This is a genomic window from Pseudoduganella sp. GW821-FHT11H04, from assembly GCF_058807935.1.
In genome coordinates this window covers 59,856-76,008 of record NZ_JBXARE010000001.1, presented here as the reverse complement: position 1 = coordinate 76,008, position 16,153 = coordinate 59,856, and the positions used below count along the sequence as shown (strand labels likewise).

The following is a 16,153-nucleotide window of genomic DNA, read 5'->3' as shown; positions in this document are numbered from 1 at the left end:
CATCATGGCCTCTACCCAGCAACTTGAAACTTTAATCGACCTGGCGCAACGGGAAACCGACGATGCGGCCAAGCGCCTTGGCGCGGCCCTGAAAGCCGCCGCTGATGCCGAGGAAAAGCTGAACATGCTGGTCGGCTACCGCGACGAGTATGGCCGCCGCTTCGACGAATCCCAGCAGCAAGGCATCACGCCTATGGCTTATCGCAATTTCCAGGCTTTCATGGAGAAACTGGATATGGCGATCCAGGGCCAGCAGGAAGTGGTGCGGCACAGCAAAGCGCGCGGCGACCAGGAAAAGCAAGTCTGGCAAGACTGCGAGCGCAAGCGCATGTCTTATTCCACCCTGCGCGACCGGGCCGAAGCCCAGGAGCTCAAGAAGGAAGCCAAGCGCGACCAGAAAGCCATGGACGAACACGCCTCCCGCCAGGCATTTTTCAAACGCTAGACCGATTCGAACATGCAAACCCAGACTGTACAGAACTCCCCTCTCCTCTCGGGCAACACGGCTTCCGGCCGCTCGTCCAATGCCGCGCAGGAAGACCAGCAGTTCGCACAGGCCCTGAACCACCAGATCGAACGCCAGGCTACCACCCTGCCGCCATCGGCCCAGCAGCAGGCGCCATCCGCAGCCCAGCGCCGCGCCGAAGCGCCAAAGCCGGCCCAGCCGCAAGCACAGCCACAGCCAAGCCAGCAAGCCGCTCGCACGAACAATTCGCAGGCGCCAGCCAAGGCCCAGCAGAACAACCAGTCCGCGCAAGCAAACGAAGCCCAGCAAGCCGATGGCGCCAAAGCTGATGCATCCGCAGCGAACGGCAGCGCCAGCGGCGCGAACGCCACGGCTGGCGGAGCTTCCGCCGCCGACAGCGCCTCGGCCGCGGACCAGTCTGATGACACGCAAGCCGCCAGCGACGCCGTCGCCGACATGCTTGCAATGATTCAAGGTTACGGCCAGCCAGCGGCGACCGATGCCGCCGCCGCGAGTGCCGCAGCCGCAGCAGCCGCTGCTGCAGCAAGCAAGGATTCCCACGCCACCGACGCAGCGCTCGCTGGCGATGCCGTCCTGGATGGCAAAGGCGGCCGCACCGGCATTGCCGATCGCCTTAGTACCGAAGGAATGCCGGTCGACCAGGCTGCCCTGCTTGCTGCGAAGGCCGCAGCCGATGGCGCCGCCGCTGGCAAGGCCGCGACCGGCGACCAGGACACTGACATGGCCGACGCACTGGCCAAGCTGGGCCACGGCGCAGCAACCGACGCCGCCGGCAGCGACAAAGCCGCCGCAAGCAGCACGGACTTCAAGGCAGCCCTGCAACAAGCCAGCGCAGACGCCAAAGCTGCCGACCTGGCCGCCAAGGACGCCAAACAAGCCATCCAGCCGCAGGCGAACGCCCTGCAAGCTGCCACAGCCGCCCTGGCGCCAGCCGGTGCCGGCAACGCGCAAGCCGCCCAGTCCGTCGCCAGCAACCAGCTGCACGCACGTGTCGGCAGCCAGGGCTGGGACCAGCAACTAGGCCAGAAAGTGATCTGGATGGTTAATGGCGGCGAACAAAGCGCCACCCTGACCCTGAACCCGCCCGACCTGGGCCCGCTTCAAGTGGTGCTGAACGTATCGAACGACCAGGCCAGCGTGGCCTTCACCGCCGCCCAGCCGGAAGTGCGCGCCGCACTCGAACAGGCACTGCCAAAATTGCGCGAAGCCATGGGTGACGCCGGCATCTCGCTCGGCAATACCAGCGTATCGTCAGGCAGCCAGGAGCAGCAGCAAGCCTTCGCCGAGATGGCCTCGGGCGGCCGCGGCCGCGGCGTCGCCAATGGTCAGAATGGCAATGGCGCTGAAGGAGAAGCGAGCATCCAGCCGGCGCCGCAAGTACGCCGCAGCGTGCTCAGCGCAGTCGATACCTTCGCTTAAGGCAGAGATAGCCCCGCTTCCTGCCTCTTTTCGGCGCATCGCTCCCCGCATGCTTTACCGATAATGACATAATGGCGTCATGATAAAACTCTTGCATCCAGGGCAGCAGAATTGAAAGCGAATCCAAAAATGAAGGCTGATGCGAAGGCAGAAGCAGCACCACCGGTTGGCGGTGGCTCCAAGAAGAAGCTGATCATTATCGTGGTCGCGGTGCTGGTGCTCGCCCTCGCCGGCGGCGGCGCTGCCTGGTTCTTCATGCATGGCGACAGCGGCGAAGAGCACTCGCAAGATGAGAAGTCGGCGAAGAAAGCCAAGAAGCCTGCCAAGAAAGCCGGCCCGCCTGTCTACATTCCGGTCGAACAGTTCACCGTCAACCTGCAGCCGGAAAACGGCGACCAGTACCTGCAGGTAGCCATGACGCTGCAAGCCAGCAGCCTGGAAGAGTCGGAAGTCATCAAAACCAATATGCCCAAGCTGCGCAGCCGCATCCTGCTGCTCCTGTCGAGCAAGCATGCGTCCGAGATCAACACGCCGGAAGGCAAGCAGCAGCTGAGCAAGGAAGTCCTGGAGACCGTCAACCAGCCGTTTGATAGCGGCGGCGAGCACCAGGAAGTGTCCGAAGTACTGTTTACCGCGTTTATCATCCAGTAAGGTCAGTGAAGCATGGCTGATAATTTTCTCTCCCAGGAAGAAGTTGATGCCCTCTTAAAGGGTGTCAACGGCGATCAGGACGACGTCGCTGCGCCCGAGGAGACATCGGGTGTCCGGACCTACAACCTGGCGACGCAGGAGCGCATCGTCCGGGGCCGTATGCCGACCCTGGAGATTATCAACGAGCGTTTCGCGCGCCTACTGCGCGTGGGCCTGTTCAACTTCCTGCGCCGTTCGGCCGAAGTGTCGGTCGGCTCGGTGCGCGTGTCCAAGTATTCCGAGTTCATCCGCAACCTGGTGGTGCCGACCAACCTTAACCTGGTGCACATGAAGCCGCTGCGCGGCACGGCCCTGATGGTGTTCGATCCGGGCCTGGTGTTCCTGCTGGTCGACAACCTGTTCGGCGGCGATGGCCGTTTCCACACCCGCGTCGAGGGCCGCGACTTTACCCAGACCGAGCAGCGCATCATCCTGCGCATCCTCGATATCGTGTTCGAGGCTTATACCAAATCGTGGGAACCGGTGTACCCGGTGGAGTTCGAGTACATCCGCTCCGAAATGAATACGCAGTTCGCCAACATCGCTACGCCGAACGAGGTGGTGGTGGCGTCGACCTTCACCATCGAACTCGGTTCGGTGTCGGGCCAGATCCACTTCTGCATGCCGTACTCGATGATCGAGCCGATCCGCGACGCGCTGACCTCCTCGCTGCAGGGCGAAGCGCTGGAAGTGGACAAGCGCTGGATCCGCCTGATGACGCAGCAGATCCAGATCGCCGAAGTGGAATTGATTGCCAAGCTTGGCACGGCCAAGGTCAGCTTCGATGAAATCCTGAACATGAAAGTGGGTGATGTGATCCCCCTCTCGATTCCGGAAACGATCGAAGCCACCGTCGATGGCGTCCCCGTGCTCGACTGCACTTATGGTGTGTTGAACGGGCAATACGCTTTGATGGTGGAGAAACTGCTGGCAAACGCCGATAATATGAAATAAGGCAGTATTTAGGAGAGAAACATGTCGGACAATCAAGACGACGATACAAGCATGGATGACGATTGGGGCGCCGCGATTGCCGAGCAGGCCGCTGCCGAGGCTGCTGCTATGCAGAACCAGGCCGCCACTGCCGCCGTGTTCAAGGACTTTTCCAAGCAGCCGAACAAAACCGAAACCCATAACGATATCGACTTCATCCTCGATATCCCGGTCCAGCTGACCGTGGAATTGGGCCGCACCAAGATCGCCATCAAGAACCTGCTGCAACTGGCGCAGGGCTCGGTGGTGGAACTGGACGGCCTGGCCGGCGAACCGATGGACGTGCTGGTCAACGGCTGCCTGATCGCCCAGGGCGAGGTGGTGGTGGTGAACGACAAGTTCGGTATCCGCCTGACGGATATCATCACGCCTTCCGAACGCATCCGAAAACTGAATAAATGAAGCATGACTTCCGTCCGCTCCGGCCGCTGATTTTCGCGGCCGCCCTCTGTCTCGCCGGCGCACCAGCGCTGGCGCAGCAAGCCTCTTCCCCAGATACCATCGCCACCAGCGGCCAGAACAGCACCGCAGCACCCGCTGCGCAAGCCGATGGCCCCGCTGCCGATAGCGCTGCTCCAGCAGCAGCCGGCACTGCGCCCGCCGCTGCCACTGCCGCCACGCCCGAACAGCAAGCCGCCCTGGCCGGCGCCCGCCCTGCCAACGCACCGGCGCCCAACAATGTGCTGGCCGCGCAAGCCCCTTCCGCCGCCGGCTCCCTGGTTCAAACCATCCTGTCGCTCGGCTTCGTCATCGCCCTGCTGGTCGGCCTGGCCTGGCTGCTGAAGCGCTTCGGCCCGAAACACATCACCGGCGGCACCACGGTCAAGCTGGTCGGCGCGCTGAGCGTCGGCGCGCGCGAACGCATCCTGGTGGTGGAAGTTGGCGAGCAATGGATTGTGGTCGGCGCCTCGCCCGGCCGTATGAACGCCCTGGCCACCATGCCGCGCCAGGAAATCGACGAAAGCGCACTGGCGAATGCACAGCCAATCCCGGGAGCCAATTTCGCCGAATGGTTCAAACAGACGATTGAAAAGCGCAATGGCAAATAATCGCGCACTGCGCTGCGCTACCGCCTGCGCCGCCCTGCTGCTGCCCCTGATCGCAGCAGCCGAACCAACCATCCCAGCGTTCACCAGCACCCCCGCAGCGGGCGGCGGCACCGCCTATGGCCTGACGCTGCAGACGCTGATCCTGATGACGGCGCTGACCTTCATCCCGGCAGCGCTGCTGATGATGACCGGCTTCACCCGTATCGTGATCGTGCTGTCGCTGCTGCGCCAGGCGCTCGGCACGCAATCGGCGCCGCCCAACCAGGTGATCATCGGCCTGTCGCTGTTCCTGACCTTCTTCGTCATGAGCCCGGTGTTCGACAAGATCTATACCGATGCCTGGGTACCGCTGCAGGACAACAAGATCACCATGCAGCAGGCGATGGACCGCGCCGCCGTGCCGCTGAAAACCTTCATGCTGAAACAGACCCGCCAGTCCGACCTGGCGCTGTTCGTCAAGATTTCACGCAGCCAGGCGCTGCAAGGTCCGGAAGACGTGCCGCTGAAGATATTGGTGCCGGCTTTCATCACTTCGGAGATGAAGACCGCCTTCCAGATCGGCTTCGCCATCTTCATCCCCTTCCTCATCATCGACATGGTGGTGGCGTCGGTGCTGATGTCGATGGGTATGATGATGATGTCGCCCGCCGTGATTTCGCTGCCGTTCAAGCTGATGCTGTTTGTGCTGGTCGATGGCTGGCAACTGCTGCTGGGCTCCTTGTCCCAGAGCTTCTACTAGGGAGGCTCGCCATGAATCCGGAAACCGTCATGACCATGGGCCGCCAGGCCATGGAAGTCACGCTGCTGGTGGCGGCGCCGCTGCTGCTGGCCGCGCTGGTGATCGGCCTGGTGGTCTCGATCTTCCAGGCCGCCACCCAGATCAACGAAGCGACCCTGTCCTTCATCCCGAAACTGGTGGGCGTGTTCGTCACCCTGGTGGTGGCTGGGCCGTGGATGCTGTCCGTGATGGTCGACTACATGCGCCAGGTGCTGACGGGCATTCCATCGCTGGTCTCGTGACCGATGCTGGTCGTCACCTCCGCTGAGCTGAATACCTGGATCGCCGCCCTGATGTGGCCGGCGACCCGCATCCTGGCGCTGATCGCCACCTCCCCCATCTTTGGCAATGCCCGCATTCCGAACGAGCTCAAGCTCGCACTCGGCATATTCACAGCGCTGGTGATCTCCCCGACCGTGCCGGCCACGCCCGCGCTGGATCCTGCCGGCTGGGCCGGGCTGTCGGTGCTGGCGCGCGAACTCGTGATCGGCGCCGGCATGGGCTTCGCGATGCGGCTGGTGTTTTCAGCGGTGGAGATGGCGGGCGAGATTTCCAGCCTGACCATGGGCCTGGGTTTCGCCAGCTTCTTCGACCCGATGTCGCAGGGCCGTTCTTCAGCGGTATCGCAATTCCTGGTGTGGGTGGTGACGCTGGCGGTGCTGGCGGTGAATGCCCACCTGGTGCTGCTGGAAGCGCTGGCAGAAAGCTTCTACACGCTGCCGATTGCAGCCATTTCCTTCCGCAACGACGGCTTCTGGGACTTGGCGCTGTGGGGCTCGAAAATCTTTTCCGCGGGCCTGCAACTGGCGCTGCCGATTGTCGCAGCACTGTTGATCACCAACGTCGCGCTCGGCATCCTCACGCGCGCCGCCCCGCAGCTGAACCTGTTCGGTATCGGCTTCCCCATCACCCTCGGCGTCGGCTTCCTCACGCTGATGATGACCCTGCCCTACATGAATATGCCGATCCAGGGCCTGGTCAACGAAGGCATCGAAAAAGCGCGGCAATTGCCGCGCGAATGGGATAGCAAGAACACCCGCCCGCCAATGCCGGGCAAGCCTCAGTTAGGAGCGAAATAAAAGTCGGGGTCAGGTCGACCAGGTCGGAGATCTGGCTCGAATACTGCAGGTTCAAGTCTTCGCCGGCGCTGTCGAGATGGTCGACTTCGCTCAGGCGGGCGCCGACCGAGGCGCGTACCGACAGCACATTGTCCAGCGAGTTGCTGATGTTCTGGTTGGCCAGGTTCAGTGCATTGGTCAGCGCTGCGCCAGCTTGCGGAGAACCGGATGGGCCGCGCAGGGCGGAGATCAGGTCGGTCATGGTCTTGAACACGGACTGGTTCTTGCTCGGGTCGACATTGAACGCGTCGCCGTTGGCCGGAACTCCGGTAACATCCATCGACATGCCGTCAAAGACGATCGGCTGGCCCGAGGTAAAAGGCTGGTTCGTCGCCACAGCGGTGCCGCTGGTGACGTCGTTGACGGTGTAGGTGGTCGTCGCCGGCGTGCCAGGCACCACCGTGAAATTCAGCGTGTAGTTGTGGCCCGTCAGTGCGGACGTGTTCTTGACCACGCCCGGGGAAATAATGCCGGTGCCGCCGCGCGTGACGTTGTTCGGGTCGACGCTGGTCTGGAAAGTGCCATTGCCGGTCAGGTTGTTCTCAAAGATGGCGGAGCCGGTTTCGCTGGTCGCCAGCTTGCGCGAGGATGCCACTTGCAGCTCGCGCTGGCCCTGGTCGCCGTTATAGGTGGCGCCGGTGGCAGTGCGGGTGAAAGGCTGGGTATCACTCTTGTAGCCGGAGAACAGGTAAGCGCCGGAACCGTCAGTGGCATTGGCCTGGCCCAGCAAGTCGTTCAAGCGGCCATCCAATTCCTTGGCCAGCGCCTCGCGGTCGGCCAGCGTGAAGGCTGGATTGCCGGCGGCAATAACCTTGGTCTTGATTTCCTGCAGCAGGTCGTCGGTGTTGGCGAGCGTATTGTCCACCAGGGACAGCGAGCCCTTGGCGCTGCTGCGGTTGGAAGCGAACTGGGTGTTCATTTCCTTCGACTGCGATACTTCCAGCGCACGAGCGGATGCCACCGGATCATCGGACGGCGTCACCACGCGGCGGCCGGTCGACAGCTGCATCTGCGTCTTTTGCAGTTGCGCTTGCAGGGTGTTCAGCTGGCTGACACCGTTGTCGTAAATCGTCTTGGTGGCGATACGCATGACCATGATGCTATTCCTTCAAAAATCTTATTGGTTCAGCGACAGCAAAGTATCGAACAAAGTGTTTGCCACTTGCATGATCTTGCCCGCAGCCTGGTAGGCTTGCTGGTAGCGCAGCAGGTTGGAGGCTTCTTCGTCGAGGTTGACGCCGGAGACCGAATCACGCGCGGCCTGGGCCTGCTGCACGGTGGTTTCAGCGGCGGTGCTGGCGATCTGGGTTTCGCGCGTTTTGTTGCCGACGAAATTGACCATTTGCGCGTAGCCGGCCTGGAAGGTGGCGTGGCCGCCATCCAGGATGTTTTTCGACTGCAGCCCTGCGAGCAGCACGCCATTGCGTGCATCGCCCACGCCGCTGCCTGGCGAAATGGTGAATGTGTCGTTGTTGGCCGGATTGCCGGTGACGGAAAACTCGATGCCATTGAATTCCATCTTGGCGCCGTCCGTGTACGGGACTGGGGTGCCAACCGCATAGGTGGTCGTGGTGCCGTTCACCGTCACATTGACCGGGCTGGTAAAGCCCGAGAACGAGTTGGTCCCCTTGTTATACGCAAAGGTGACAGGCGCAGCCAGCTGGTTGCCCGGCAACAGGTAGTTCGAATTGACTGAGCCTGCGCTGATCTTGGCCGTGCCGGTATTACCGGTCGTCGCAGCGGTGCTGATGGGAGCACCAAGTGCAATCTTGTTCTTGTCTTTCAGCTCGACGCCGAAATCCAGGGCTGCGTTGTAAGTCGGGCGCACCTGGAAGTGATCGGGGCCGCCGGCTGTGCCGTTGATCGAGAAGGCCACACCATCAATGACTTGCGGCTGGGTTTGCGGATACGGGTTGATCGTCGTGGTGGCGCCATCACTGGCGCGCGTCACGATGAAGTTGGTGCCGTTGTAGTTGATGTCGTAATCCGAGGTGGTCAGCGCGGCGGCATCAACAATGGTCGCATCGACTTTGACCGTACTCGATGGCGAGTTGCGGTTGTCGTAGCCGACATAGGCGTGGATGTCCTTGAAGAAGTTGCCGCCCAACTGGCCGTTCAGGTCAATCCCAAGCTTGTGCTGGTCGTTGAACGCATCAGCCAGGCCGGCCGCTACCTTGCCGAGGTTGGCATTGGCTACGTCCAGGCCAGTGTTACGGAAGTCAATCAGGCCGCCAAGCTGGCCGCCGGTAATCACGCTGTCCGGCAGCGGCGAGAACTTGCCCTGGGTCTGGTAGCCGACCACGATGCGTTCCGGATCGTACGGGGAATTCTGGGTCGCCAGTTCCTGCGGGCGGTTACCGATCACCAAAGGCTGGCCGGTGCCGAAGGAAATATTCAGCATATTGTTCTCGGCCGGACGCACGGTCAGCGAGACTTGCTTGTTCAGTTCGGCAATCAGTGCATCGCGCTGGTCCATCAAATCGTTCGGCAGCGCGGAAGGATCGACCGACAAGCCGGCAATCGTATTGTTCAGGTCGGCAATGCGGCGCGCGAAGGAATTGATTTCGTTCACGCTCGCAGTGATGCCGGAATTGACGCCCTGTTGCATTTCCTTCATGCGGCCGGAAATGCCGTTGAAGCGCGAGGCCAGCGACTCAGCCGAAGACAGCAAAGCCTGGCGGGTCGCCGTCGATTGCGGGTTCGAGTTGGCGTTCTGGACACTATTGAAGAAATCCGACAGCGCCGGCGACAGGCCGACCGTGGTGTCGGCCAGCAAGTTGTCGATCTGGCCAATCTGGTTCGAATAAGTGTCGAGCGCAGCCTGGTTGGTTTGGGCGCCCAGCAGCTGGCGGTTCAGGAAATCGTCATAGACGCGCTTGATCTGCGCCACTTCGGTACCGGTGCCGATAAAGCCGTCGCCGGTCTGCAGCGGCGGCGTCGTGCCCTGCACCACCACCTGGCGGTTGTAACCGGTCACATTGGCGTTGGTAATGTTGTGCCCAGTGGTGGCCAGGCCCGTCTGGGCAGCCAACAAACCACTTTTACCGATGCTGAGTAAGGACATTTTATTAACTACCTTCGCTAGATATTCAGTTTACGGCACTTGCGGACAAAACTTGATGTTCGTCAGGCAAGAGTGCGCTGGATAATGCCGGCCAGCTTGGTGGCATAGTTGGGATCGGTGGCGTAGCCGGCTTTCTGCAAGTGTCGCGCAAATCCGGCCGCGTCGGCGCCACCTGCGGCCGCGGCCAGCGCTTTTTCGTAGCGCGGATTGCTGCTCAGCAGGCGCGCGTAGTCTTTGAAACTGTCGGCGTAGCTGTCGTAGGCGCGGAATTTTTCGACGCGGGTCTGCGGTACGCCGTTGACGTATTCAGTTGTGGCCGTTTCGACAACGCGGCCTTTCCAGTCCGGTCCGGCCTTGATGCCGAACAGGTTGTGGCTGTTGCTGCCGTCTCGGCCCTTGATTTCGCGGCGGCCCCAGCCGGTTTCCAGCGCGGCCTGGCCGAGCATGAACTTGGCGGGGATGCCGGTGGCGCGGCTGGCCTCTTCGGCATGGCTCGACAGTTTTTCCTGGAAGCTGCGCACATGGGCTGGTTTGTCGGATGCCTTGGCCACGACTGCTGCGCCGCCACTGGCTTCAATCGAACGTTGCAGCCTGGCCTGCTCCATCAGTGCGCGCGCCATGGCCGGGTCGGTCGGCACGCCATCTTGCGGCGGCAGGGTTTTCGACAACTGGCGCACCAGCACGTCAGCCAGGCCCATGCCCTTCTTGGCGATGCTCTGGCTGGTCTGCTGGTCCAGCATGGTAGTGAACATCTTGGTTTGCTGGCTGTCCATCATGCCGTCTTGCGGCGTGGCGTCGCGCATGCTCTTCATCATCATGTTGACGAACATGGATTCGAATTGCGTGGCCGCCGTTTTCAGCGCTTCCGGCGAACCGGCCCTGGCCGACTGGCGCAGCTCGGACATTCCCTTGCTGTCGATGGCAAGGTTGGAGCTCAGGTCGGTGGCGGCGGTACGCGGAATCATGGCTGCATCCTCAAATGATTTCGAGTTCGGCGCGCAGCGAGCCGGCTGCCTTCATCGCCTGTAGGATAGCCAGCAAGTCTTGCGGCGAAGCGCCGATCGCGTTCAGGGCCCGCACCACCTCGCCCAGCGAAGCACCGCCTTTCAACATGATGACCTTGCCAGAGTCTTTCTTGATGTCGACACTACCCTGCTGCGAAACGACAGTCTGGCCGCCACTCAGTGCATTAGGCTGGCTGACCTGTGTCTCGGCATTGACCGACACCGACAGATTGCCGTGCGAAATAGCGCAAGTTTCCAGCGTCACTTCCTGGTTCATTACTACCGAACCGGTGCGTGCGTTCATGATGACTTTGGCCGCCTGCCGCGCAGGGCGCACATCCATGCTTTCCAGGTCGCCGATGAAGGCCACACGCGCATCGCTCGACGAAGGTGCGGTAACGCGGATAGTGCGGCCATCCTGGGCGTAGGCAACGCCGGCGCCGTATTTGTCGTTGATGGCGGTGACCACTCGGCTGGCGGTAGCAAAGTCGGTGTTGTTCAGTTCGAGGCGGATCTGGCCGCCCTCGCCCAGCGTGGTCGGCACGGCGCGTTCCACTGTGGCGCCGCCGGAAATGCGGCCGACAGACAGGTGGTTGACGACGACGGCAGCACCGCCGCCCGGCGCTTGCGCACCAACACCGCCTACCAGCACATTACCTTGCGCCATGCCGTACACCTGGCCGTCGGCGCCTTTCAGAGGCGTCATCAGCAGCGTGCCGCCGCGCAGCGATTTGGCGTTACCCATCGAGGACACGGTGACGTCGAGTTGCTGGCCTGGCTGGGCAAAGGCAGGCAGGCTGGTGGTGACCATGACGGCGGCCACGTTCTTCAATTGCAGCGTCGTGCCTGGAGGTAGCGCAACGCCCATCTGCTGCAGCATGGAGGCCACCGATTGCACGGTGAACGGGGTTTGCGTGGTCTGATCGCCGGAGCCGTCCAGGCCCACCACCAGGCCGTAGCCCATCAACTGGTTCTGGCGCACGCCGGCGATGCTGGCCAGGTCTTTCAGGCGCTCAGCCTGCACGGCCGGCGCCAGGATCATTGCGGCACATAGGGCCAGGAGTTTGAAAGTCTTCATGTTCAGAAAGGCAGCAGGCTGAGGAAGAAGCGCGACAGCATCGACTGCACTTCGGCGCCATCGATATTGCTCTTGGTGCGATATTCGACGCGCGCGTCGGCGATGGCGGTCGATGCGACCGAATTGCCGTTGATCGAGTCCGGATTCACCATGCCGGAAATGCGGATGTATTCGGTGGCTTTGTTCATGCCGACCTGCTTTTCGCCGGCGATGATCAGGTTACCGTTCGACAGCACTTCCACCACGGTCGCGCCGATGGTGCCGCGGAAGCTGTTGCTGAGGGACTGGCTGTCGGCGTCGGCAAACTTGTTGTCGGCGCTGGTGGCAATATTGGCGCCCAGCTTGTTCTGCAGCAAGCCCGGCACGCCGAAGTTGACGCTGCCCGATTTGTTGCCGGCGCTGGCGCCGTTCTTCACGGCGGAGGTGCTTTCCGTGATGACGACATTGATCACGTCGCCCACATGGCGCGCGCGGCGGTCTTCGAAGGCCGGGCGGTAGGTGCTGGCCTGGTAAATCGAGCCATTCGTCACCTGTGCCGGCGGATAGGATGGCGGCAACGGGCGCGCACTGGTCGGGCCCTGGACGATCGAAGTCGGCGCGCTGACGCAGGCGGACAACAGTGCGGCAGCAATGACGGTGACAATGGCGTTACGCATGGCAGGCTCGCTCTATTACAGCTGCGTCAGACGCTGCAGCATCTGGTCGGAGGTGGTGATCGCCTTCGAATTGATTTCGTAAGCGCGCTGGGTCTGGATCATGTTCACCATTTCCTCCACCACGTTGACGTTCGAGGTCTCCACATAGCCCTGCAGGATCACGCCGGTGCCATTGGTGCCTGGCTGGTTATTGGTCGCGGCGCCGGAAGAACCGGTCTCCACGTACAAGTTCTCGCCTTTCGATTCCAGGCCGGTCGGGTTGATGAAGGTCGCCAGCTGGATCGCTCCAATCTGCTGCGGCGCAGCCTGCCCCGGCAGTGTGACTGACACGATGCCGTCGCGGCCCACGGTAATGCTCTGAGCGTTGATCGGGATGGTGATGGCCGGCTGCAGCACGAAGCCGCTGGACGTCACCATCTGGCCATTGTTATCGCGCTGGAAAGAGCCGTCTCGGGTGTAGGCCGTGGTGCCGTCCGGCAGCAGAACCGGGAAGAAGCCATTGCCATTGACCATCAGGTCCTTGTCATTGCCGGTCGATTGCGGGTTGCCTTGGGTGTGGATGCGCTCGATCGAAACCGGGCGCACACCAGTACCAACTTGCATACCGGAAGGCAGCTGGGTCTGCTGCGACGAGGCTGCGCCTGGCTGGCGGATGTTCTGGTAAAGCAGGTCTTCAAACACGGCACGCGACTTCTTGAAGCCGTTGGTGCTCACGTTCGCCAGGTTATTGGACACCACGTCCATCTGGGTCTGCTGCGCTTCCATGCCAGTCTTGGCAATCCACAGTGATCGAATCATTTGCCTGCTCCAAAAACGGTTTTCCTATGCAGGCATTATCCGGTGGCCCGGGTCAAGTCAAAGCTTCGATCTGGCCGGTTTTCCCCCGCCTATTCAACCGTGTGGCAAGAATAATTCAGCTCTGCTATTGTTTGCGTTTTGATAATTATTGCCTTGTAGACATGCGGACTGAACTCCTGGCCCAGGTGGTGGCCGCCCTCGCCCAGTTCACCAGCGAAAGCCGGCTATATGAGCTCAGCCTTAAAAAGGATGGCAACTACGGCTCAGGCGGATTGCTGGTGGAAGCCTTCCTGTCCGACGACTGCCTGCAGGAAATCACTGCACGCGACGTGATCGTGCTGTCGACCAGCGCCACCATTCGTCCCGCCGAGCTGCTCGGCCAGCACGCCACCCTGAAGGCCAGCCTGGCCAATGGCAGCCGCACCGCCTTCCACGGTTACATCAGCCATGCCGCCATGCTGGGCAGCGAAGGCGGCTTCGCACGATACCGCGTGCGCCTGTCGTCCTGGCTGTGGCTCGCCACGCAAACGCGCAATAGCCGCGTGTGGCAGGACAAGAGCGTGGCCGATATTGTGGATGCCGTGTTTGGCGATTACGCGCCCTACGCCAAATGGCAATGGAGCGACGACGCACGTTCCCTGCTCGACACCCTCCCCGCGCGCAGCTACTGCTGCCAATACCGCGAATCCGACTACGACTTCGTGCGCCGCCTGCTGACCGAAGAAGGCATCGCCTGGCGCTTTGAAGATGGCGAGGAGGAGCAGACCGTGGTGCTGTTCGCCGACAGCAGCCAGCAATCAGCCACGCCGGAAGACGCCAGCAGCGCAGCCGGCGGCGGCCTGCGCTACCACGCCGCGCGCGCCGGCGAAAAGTTCGACACGATCCAGTCGCTGCAAACCATGCGCCAGCTGGTAAGCGGCGCGGTCGCCGTCATCAGCTATGACTACAAGGCCAAATCCTCCGTCAGCGCCACCGTGCCTACACGAGTGAATGACTTTGGCAAAAACGCCCAGCAGCCGGAAAGCTACGACTACCCCGGCCAATACTTCTACACCGACGGCTCCGACGCGGAACGCTACGCCACCCTGCACATGCAATTGCTGGAAGCACGCAGCCAGCAATGCCAGGGCCGCTCCACCGTCCGCACCCTGCGTGCAGGCACGCGCTTCACCATGACGCAAGGCGCCCTGTTCGGCACCGCTGACGATCCACGCTACGTCGCGCTGCGCGTGATCGGCGCCGGCGTCAACAACCTGCCGATTGCTGCAAAGCGCGGCCTCGCCGAATTGTTCGGCCCCATCCCTGAGCTGCTGGAAACGCTGGCCGCGCCGGTGCGCGAGATGCCGGAAGACTTCAGCACCACGCTGGAAAAGGCAGCCGCCAGCGGCTACGCCAACAGCTTTACCGCGCTGGCTGCGGACGTGCCTTGGCGGCCGGCACATCGCGGCGGCGAAGGCCGCCAGCATGCCAAGCCAACCGCAATGGGCAGCCAGAGCGCCATCGTCGTTGGCCCGGATGGCCAGGATCACGCACAAGGCGGCAACGAAATCCATTGCGACCAGCTGGGGCGCGTACGTATCCGCTTCCATTGGCAAGAGAGCGCCGACGCCACGTGCTGGGTGCGCGTTGCACAGCGCTCCGCAGGCGGCGGCATGGGCAGCCAGTTCCTGCCGCGCATCGGACAGGAAGTGCTGGTGCAGTTCCTTGAAAACGATATCGACCGCCCGATCATCATCGGCGCCTTGTACAACGGCCAGGGCGAAGGCGGCGTGCAGCCCACGCCTGGCGGTCAGCCGACTGCGGCCGCAGGACAGGTTTTCACCAGCGCCCACGACCACGCACCATCCGGCCAGGGCAATCTCACCGCAGGCAACAGCCCGGTATGGCACGGCCTCGCAGCCGGCAGCGGCGACCACCGCAACGGCTCCGCCCAATGGGGCGTACGCAGCAAGGAATTCGGCGGCAGCGGCTACAACCAGCTGCTGTTCGACGACACCGACCAGCAAGGCCGCATCCAGCTGCGCAGCACCAGCGCCGCCACGGAGCTCAATCTCGGCCACCTGGTGCACAGCGCCGACAACTTCCGGGGAAGCCTGCGCGGACAAGGCGCCGAACTGCGCACCGATGCATACGGGGCGGTGCGCGGCGGCGCCGGACTGCTCGTGAGCAGCTACGCCCTGCCCCACAACGCCAGCCAGCGCGGCCTGGCCGGCGACAACGCCCCCGGCATCGCCATGCTTAAGCAAGCCGCCAAGCTGGGCGAGACCTTCCACGACGCAGCAACCAAACACAAGACCGTCGGCTTTGCAGCGCATACCGGCCTGCCCGACGCCAAGGACGAAGAGCCGCCGCTCAAGCAACTCCTGACCTCCGTCTCCGGCATGGTCGAATCGGATAGCCTGGACGAAGCCAACGACGACGCCGGCGCTCGCAACACCAGGCCGGGCGCAGGCAAGCTGCCGCATACCGCCGCCCCGATCGTCGCCATCTCCGCCAAGGACGGCCTGGCCATGAGCGCCGGCCGCGACCTGCAAATCGCCGCAGGCGCGGTTGCCACCATCATGAGCGGCGCCGACACCCAGCTCGCCACCGGCGGCCAGATGCGCATGCACACCAGCCAGTCCATCGGCATGCTGGGCGGCGCCGTCAAACCAGGCGAACAAGGCCTCGGCCTGCAACTGATCGCAGCCCGCGACAACATCGACATGCAGGCACAGGCCGGCGCCATGGCCGTGATGGCGCGCGACACCGTCAACGTGAAAAGCTCCAACGCCCATATCGACTGGGCTGCGGCGAAGAAGATCAGCCTGTCCACGGCAGGCGGCGCGAACATCACCATTGATGGCGGCAATATTACGGTCCAATGTCCTGGCAAGATAGAGATCAAGGCGGGCAAGAAGTCCTTCGTCGGACCCGAAAAGCTTACCTACGCCATGCCCGCAATACCTCGCAGTATTTGCGTCGCGTGCCTGATGAAGTCCTTGGGTTCCGCCCCGGCCTTCACTTTGGTGGAGTGATC

At 62.5% G+C, this 16,153-nt stretch carries 16 protein-coding genes; 10 read left to right on the top strand and 6 right to left on the bottom strand.

Features of this window, described 5'->3' with window-relative positions; translation table 11 throughout:
* Window positions 1–4 precede the first annotated feature (4 nt).
* From fliJ to fliR, 9 genes are all read left to right on the top strand, one after another.
* Window positions 5–445: a flagellar export protein FliJ gene (fliJ, locus tag AC1RTP_RS00345; protein WP_498603960.1), complete on the top strand. Its 441-nt coding sequence runs from the start codon at window positions 5–7 to the stop codon at window positions 443–445.
* Between the two features lie 12 nt (window positions 446–457).
* Window positions 458–1,906: a flagellar hook-length control protein FliK gene (locus AC1RTP_RS00340; protein ID WP_498603959.1), complete on the top strand. Its 1,449-nt coding sequence runs from the start codon at window positions 458–460 to the stop codon at window positions 1,904–1,906.
* Between the two features lie 129 nt (window positions 1,907–2,035).
* On the top strand, window positions 2,036–2,557 hold the full coding sequence (gene fliL, locus AC1RTP_RS00335) for a flagellar basal body-associated protein FliL (protein WP_498603958.1): 522 nt from the start codon (window positions 2,036–2,038) through the stop codon (window positions 2,555–2,557).
* A 12-nt stretch (window positions 2,558–2,569) separates the two neighbouring features.
* Window positions 2,570–3,550, top strand: a complete 981-nt coding sequence (gene fliM / locus AC1RTP_RS00330) for a flagellar motor switch protein FliM (protein ID WP_498603957.1) — start codon at window positions 2,570–2,572, stop codon at window positions 3,548–3,550.
* A 21-nt stretch (window positions 3,551–3,571) separates the two neighbouring features.
* Window positions 3,572–3,991: a flagellar motor switch protein FliN gene (gene fliN, locus AC1RTP_RS00325; RefSeq protein ID WP_155454007.1), complete on the top strand. Its 420-nt coding sequence runs from the start codon at window positions 3,572–3,574 to the stop codon at window positions 3,989–3,991.
* The gene (gene fliO / locus AC1RTP_RS00320; protein WP_498603956.1) at window positions 3,988–4,638 is read left to right on the top strand and encodes a flagellar biosynthetic protein FliO; all 651 of its coding nucleotides are present in this window, start codon (window positions 3,988–3,990) and stop codon (window positions 4,636–4,638) included. The genes fliN and fliO overlap by 4 nt, the downstream gene beginning before the upstream one ends.
* Window positions 4,628–5,377: a flagellar type III secretion system pore protein FliP gene (gene fliP / locus AC1RTP_RS00315; protein WP_498603954.1), complete on the top strand. Its 750-nt coding sequence runs from the start codon at window positions 4,628–4,630 to the stop codon at window positions 5,375–5,377. Before fliO ends, fliP begins: the two co-directional genes overlap by 11 nt.
* Before the next feature lie 11 nt (window positions 5,378–5,388).
* Complete coding sequence (gene fliQ / locus AC1RTP_RS00310; RefSeq protein WP_498603953.1) at window positions 5,389–5,658, top strand: flagellar biosynthesis protein FliQ; 270 nt, start codon at window positions 5,389–5,391, stop codon at window positions 5,656–5,658.
* A 3-nt stretch (window positions 5,659–5,661) separates the two neighbouring features.
* A complete protein-coding gene (fliR, locus tag AC1RTP_RS00305) occupies window positions 5,662–6,495 on the top strand; it encodes a flagellar biosynthetic protein FliR (RefSeq protein ID WP_498603952.1) in 834 nt (277 codons plus the stop codon).
* Here the strand turns inward: fliR and flgL are convergent.
* From flgL to flgG, 6 genes are all read right to left on the bottom strand, one after another.
* Entirely contained in the window at window positions 6,395–7,630 is a 1,236-nt protein-coding gene (gene flgL / locus AC1RTP_RS00300) for a flagellar hook-associated protein FlgL (RefSeq protein WP_498603951.1), read from the bottom strand. The two genes, fliR and flgL, sit on opposite strands and share 101 nt — an antisense overlap.
* Before the next feature lie 21 nt (window positions 7,631–7,651).
* Window positions 7,652–9,598 carry a flagellar hook-associated protein FlgK gene (flgK, locus tag AC1RTP_RS00295; RefSeq protein ID WP_498603950.1) on the bottom strand — a complete coding sequence of 649 codons (1,947 nt, stop codon included), beginning with the start codon at window positions 9,596–9,598 and terminating at the stop codon, window positions 7,652–7,654.
* Between the two features lie 62 nt (window positions 9,599–9,660).
* Window positions 9,661–10,563: a flagellar assembly peptidoglycan hydrolase FlgJ gene (gene flgJ / locus AC1RTP_RS00290; protein ID WP_498603949.1), complete on the bottom strand. Its 903-nt coding sequence runs from the start codon at window positions 10,561–10,563 to the stop codon at window positions 9,661–9,663.
* Window positions 10,564–10,573: 10 nt separating this feature from the next.
* A complete protein-coding gene (locus AC1RTP_RS00285; RefSeq protein WP_498603947.1) occupies window positions 10,574–11,680 on the bottom strand; it encodes a flagellar basal body P-ring protein FlgI in 1,107 nt (368 codons plus the stop codon).
* 2 nt (window positions 11,681–11,682) lie between these two features.
* Entirely contained in the window at window positions 11,683–12,336 is a 654-nt protein-coding gene (locus tag AC1RTP_RS00280) for a flagellar basal body L-ring protein FlgH (RefSeq protein WP_498603946.1), read from the bottom strand.
* Between the two features lie 15 nt (window positions 12,337–12,351).
* Window positions 12,352–13,134, bottom strand: a complete 783-nt coding sequence (gene flgG / locus AC1RTP_RS00275) for a flagellar basal-body rod protein FlgG (RefSeq protein WP_498603945.1) — start codon at window positions 13,132–13,134, stop codon at window positions 12,352–12,354.
* A gap of 161 nt (window positions 13,135–13,295) precedes the next feature.
* On the opposite strand from flgG, the gene AC1RTP_RS00270 reads away from it, so the two are divergent.
* A complete protein-coding gene (locus AC1RTP_RS00270; RefSeq protein ID WP_498603943.1) occupies window positions 13,296–16,151 on the top strand; it encodes a type VI secretion system Vgr family protein in 2,856 nt (951 codons plus the stop codon).
* The last annotated feature ends 2 nt before the right edge of the window (window positions 16,152–16,153 follow it).

Coding starts and splice junctions, on each gene's coding strand:
- fliO (WP_498603956.1), top strand. CDS start 3,988: ATGAAGCATGACTTCCGTCCGCTCCGGCCGCTGATTTTCGCGGCCGCC.
- fliN (WP_155454007.1), top strand. CDS start 3,572: ATGTCGGACAATCAAGACGACGATACAAGCATGGATGACGATTGGGGC.
- flgG (WP_498603945.1), bottom strand. CDS start 13,134: ATGATTCGATCACTGTGGATTGCCAAGACTGGCATGGAAGCGCAGCAG.
- flgJ (WP_498603949.1), bottom strand. CDS start 10,563: ATGATTCCGCGTACCGCCGCCACCGACCTGAGCTCCAACCTTGCCATC.
- AC1RTP_RS00340 (WP_498603959.1), top strand. CDS start 458: ATGCAAACCCAGACTGTACAGAACTCCCCTCTCCTCTCGGGCAACACG.
- fliJ (WP_498603960.1), top strand. CDS start 5: ATGGCCTCTACCCAGCAACTTGAAACTTTAATCGACCTGGCGCAACGG.
- flgK (WP_498603950.1), bottom strand. CDS start 9,598: ATGTCCTTACTCAGCATCGGTAAAAGTGGTTTGTTGGCTGCCCAGACG.
- fliR (WP_498603952.1), top strand. CDS start 5,662: ATGCTGGTCGTCACCTCCGCTGAGCTGAATACCTGGATCGCCGCCCTG.
- fliQ (WP_498603953.1), top strand. CDS start 5,389: ATGAATCCGGAAACCGTCATGACCATGGGCCGCCAGGCCATGGAAGTC.
- fliP (WP_498603954.1), top strand. CDS start 4,628: ATGGCAAATAATCGCGCACTGCGCTGCGCTACCGCCTGCGCCGCCCTG.
- AC1RTP_RS00280 (WP_498603946.1), bottom strand. CDS start 12,336: ATGCGTAACGCCATTGTCACCGTCATTGCTGCCGCACTGTTGTCCGCC.
- fliL (WP_498603958.1), top strand. CDS start 2,036: ATGAAGGCTGATGCGAAGGCAGAAGCAGCACCACCGGTTGGCGGTGGC.
- flgL (WP_498603951.1), bottom strand. CDS start 7,630: ATGGTCATGCGTATCGCCACCAAGACGATTTACGACAACGGTGTCAGC.
- fliM (WP_498603957.1), top strand. CDS start 2,570: ATGGCTGATAATTTTCTCTCCCAGGAAGAAGTTGATGCCCTCTTAAAG.
- AC1RTP_RS00285 (WP_498603947.1), bottom strand. CDS start 11,680: ATGAAGACTTTCAAACTCCTGGCCCTATGTGCCGCAATGATCCTGGCG.
- AC1RTP_RS00270 (WP_498603943.1), top strand. CDS start 13,296: ATGCGGACTGAACTCCTGGCCCAGGTGGTGGCCGCCCTCGCCCAGTTC.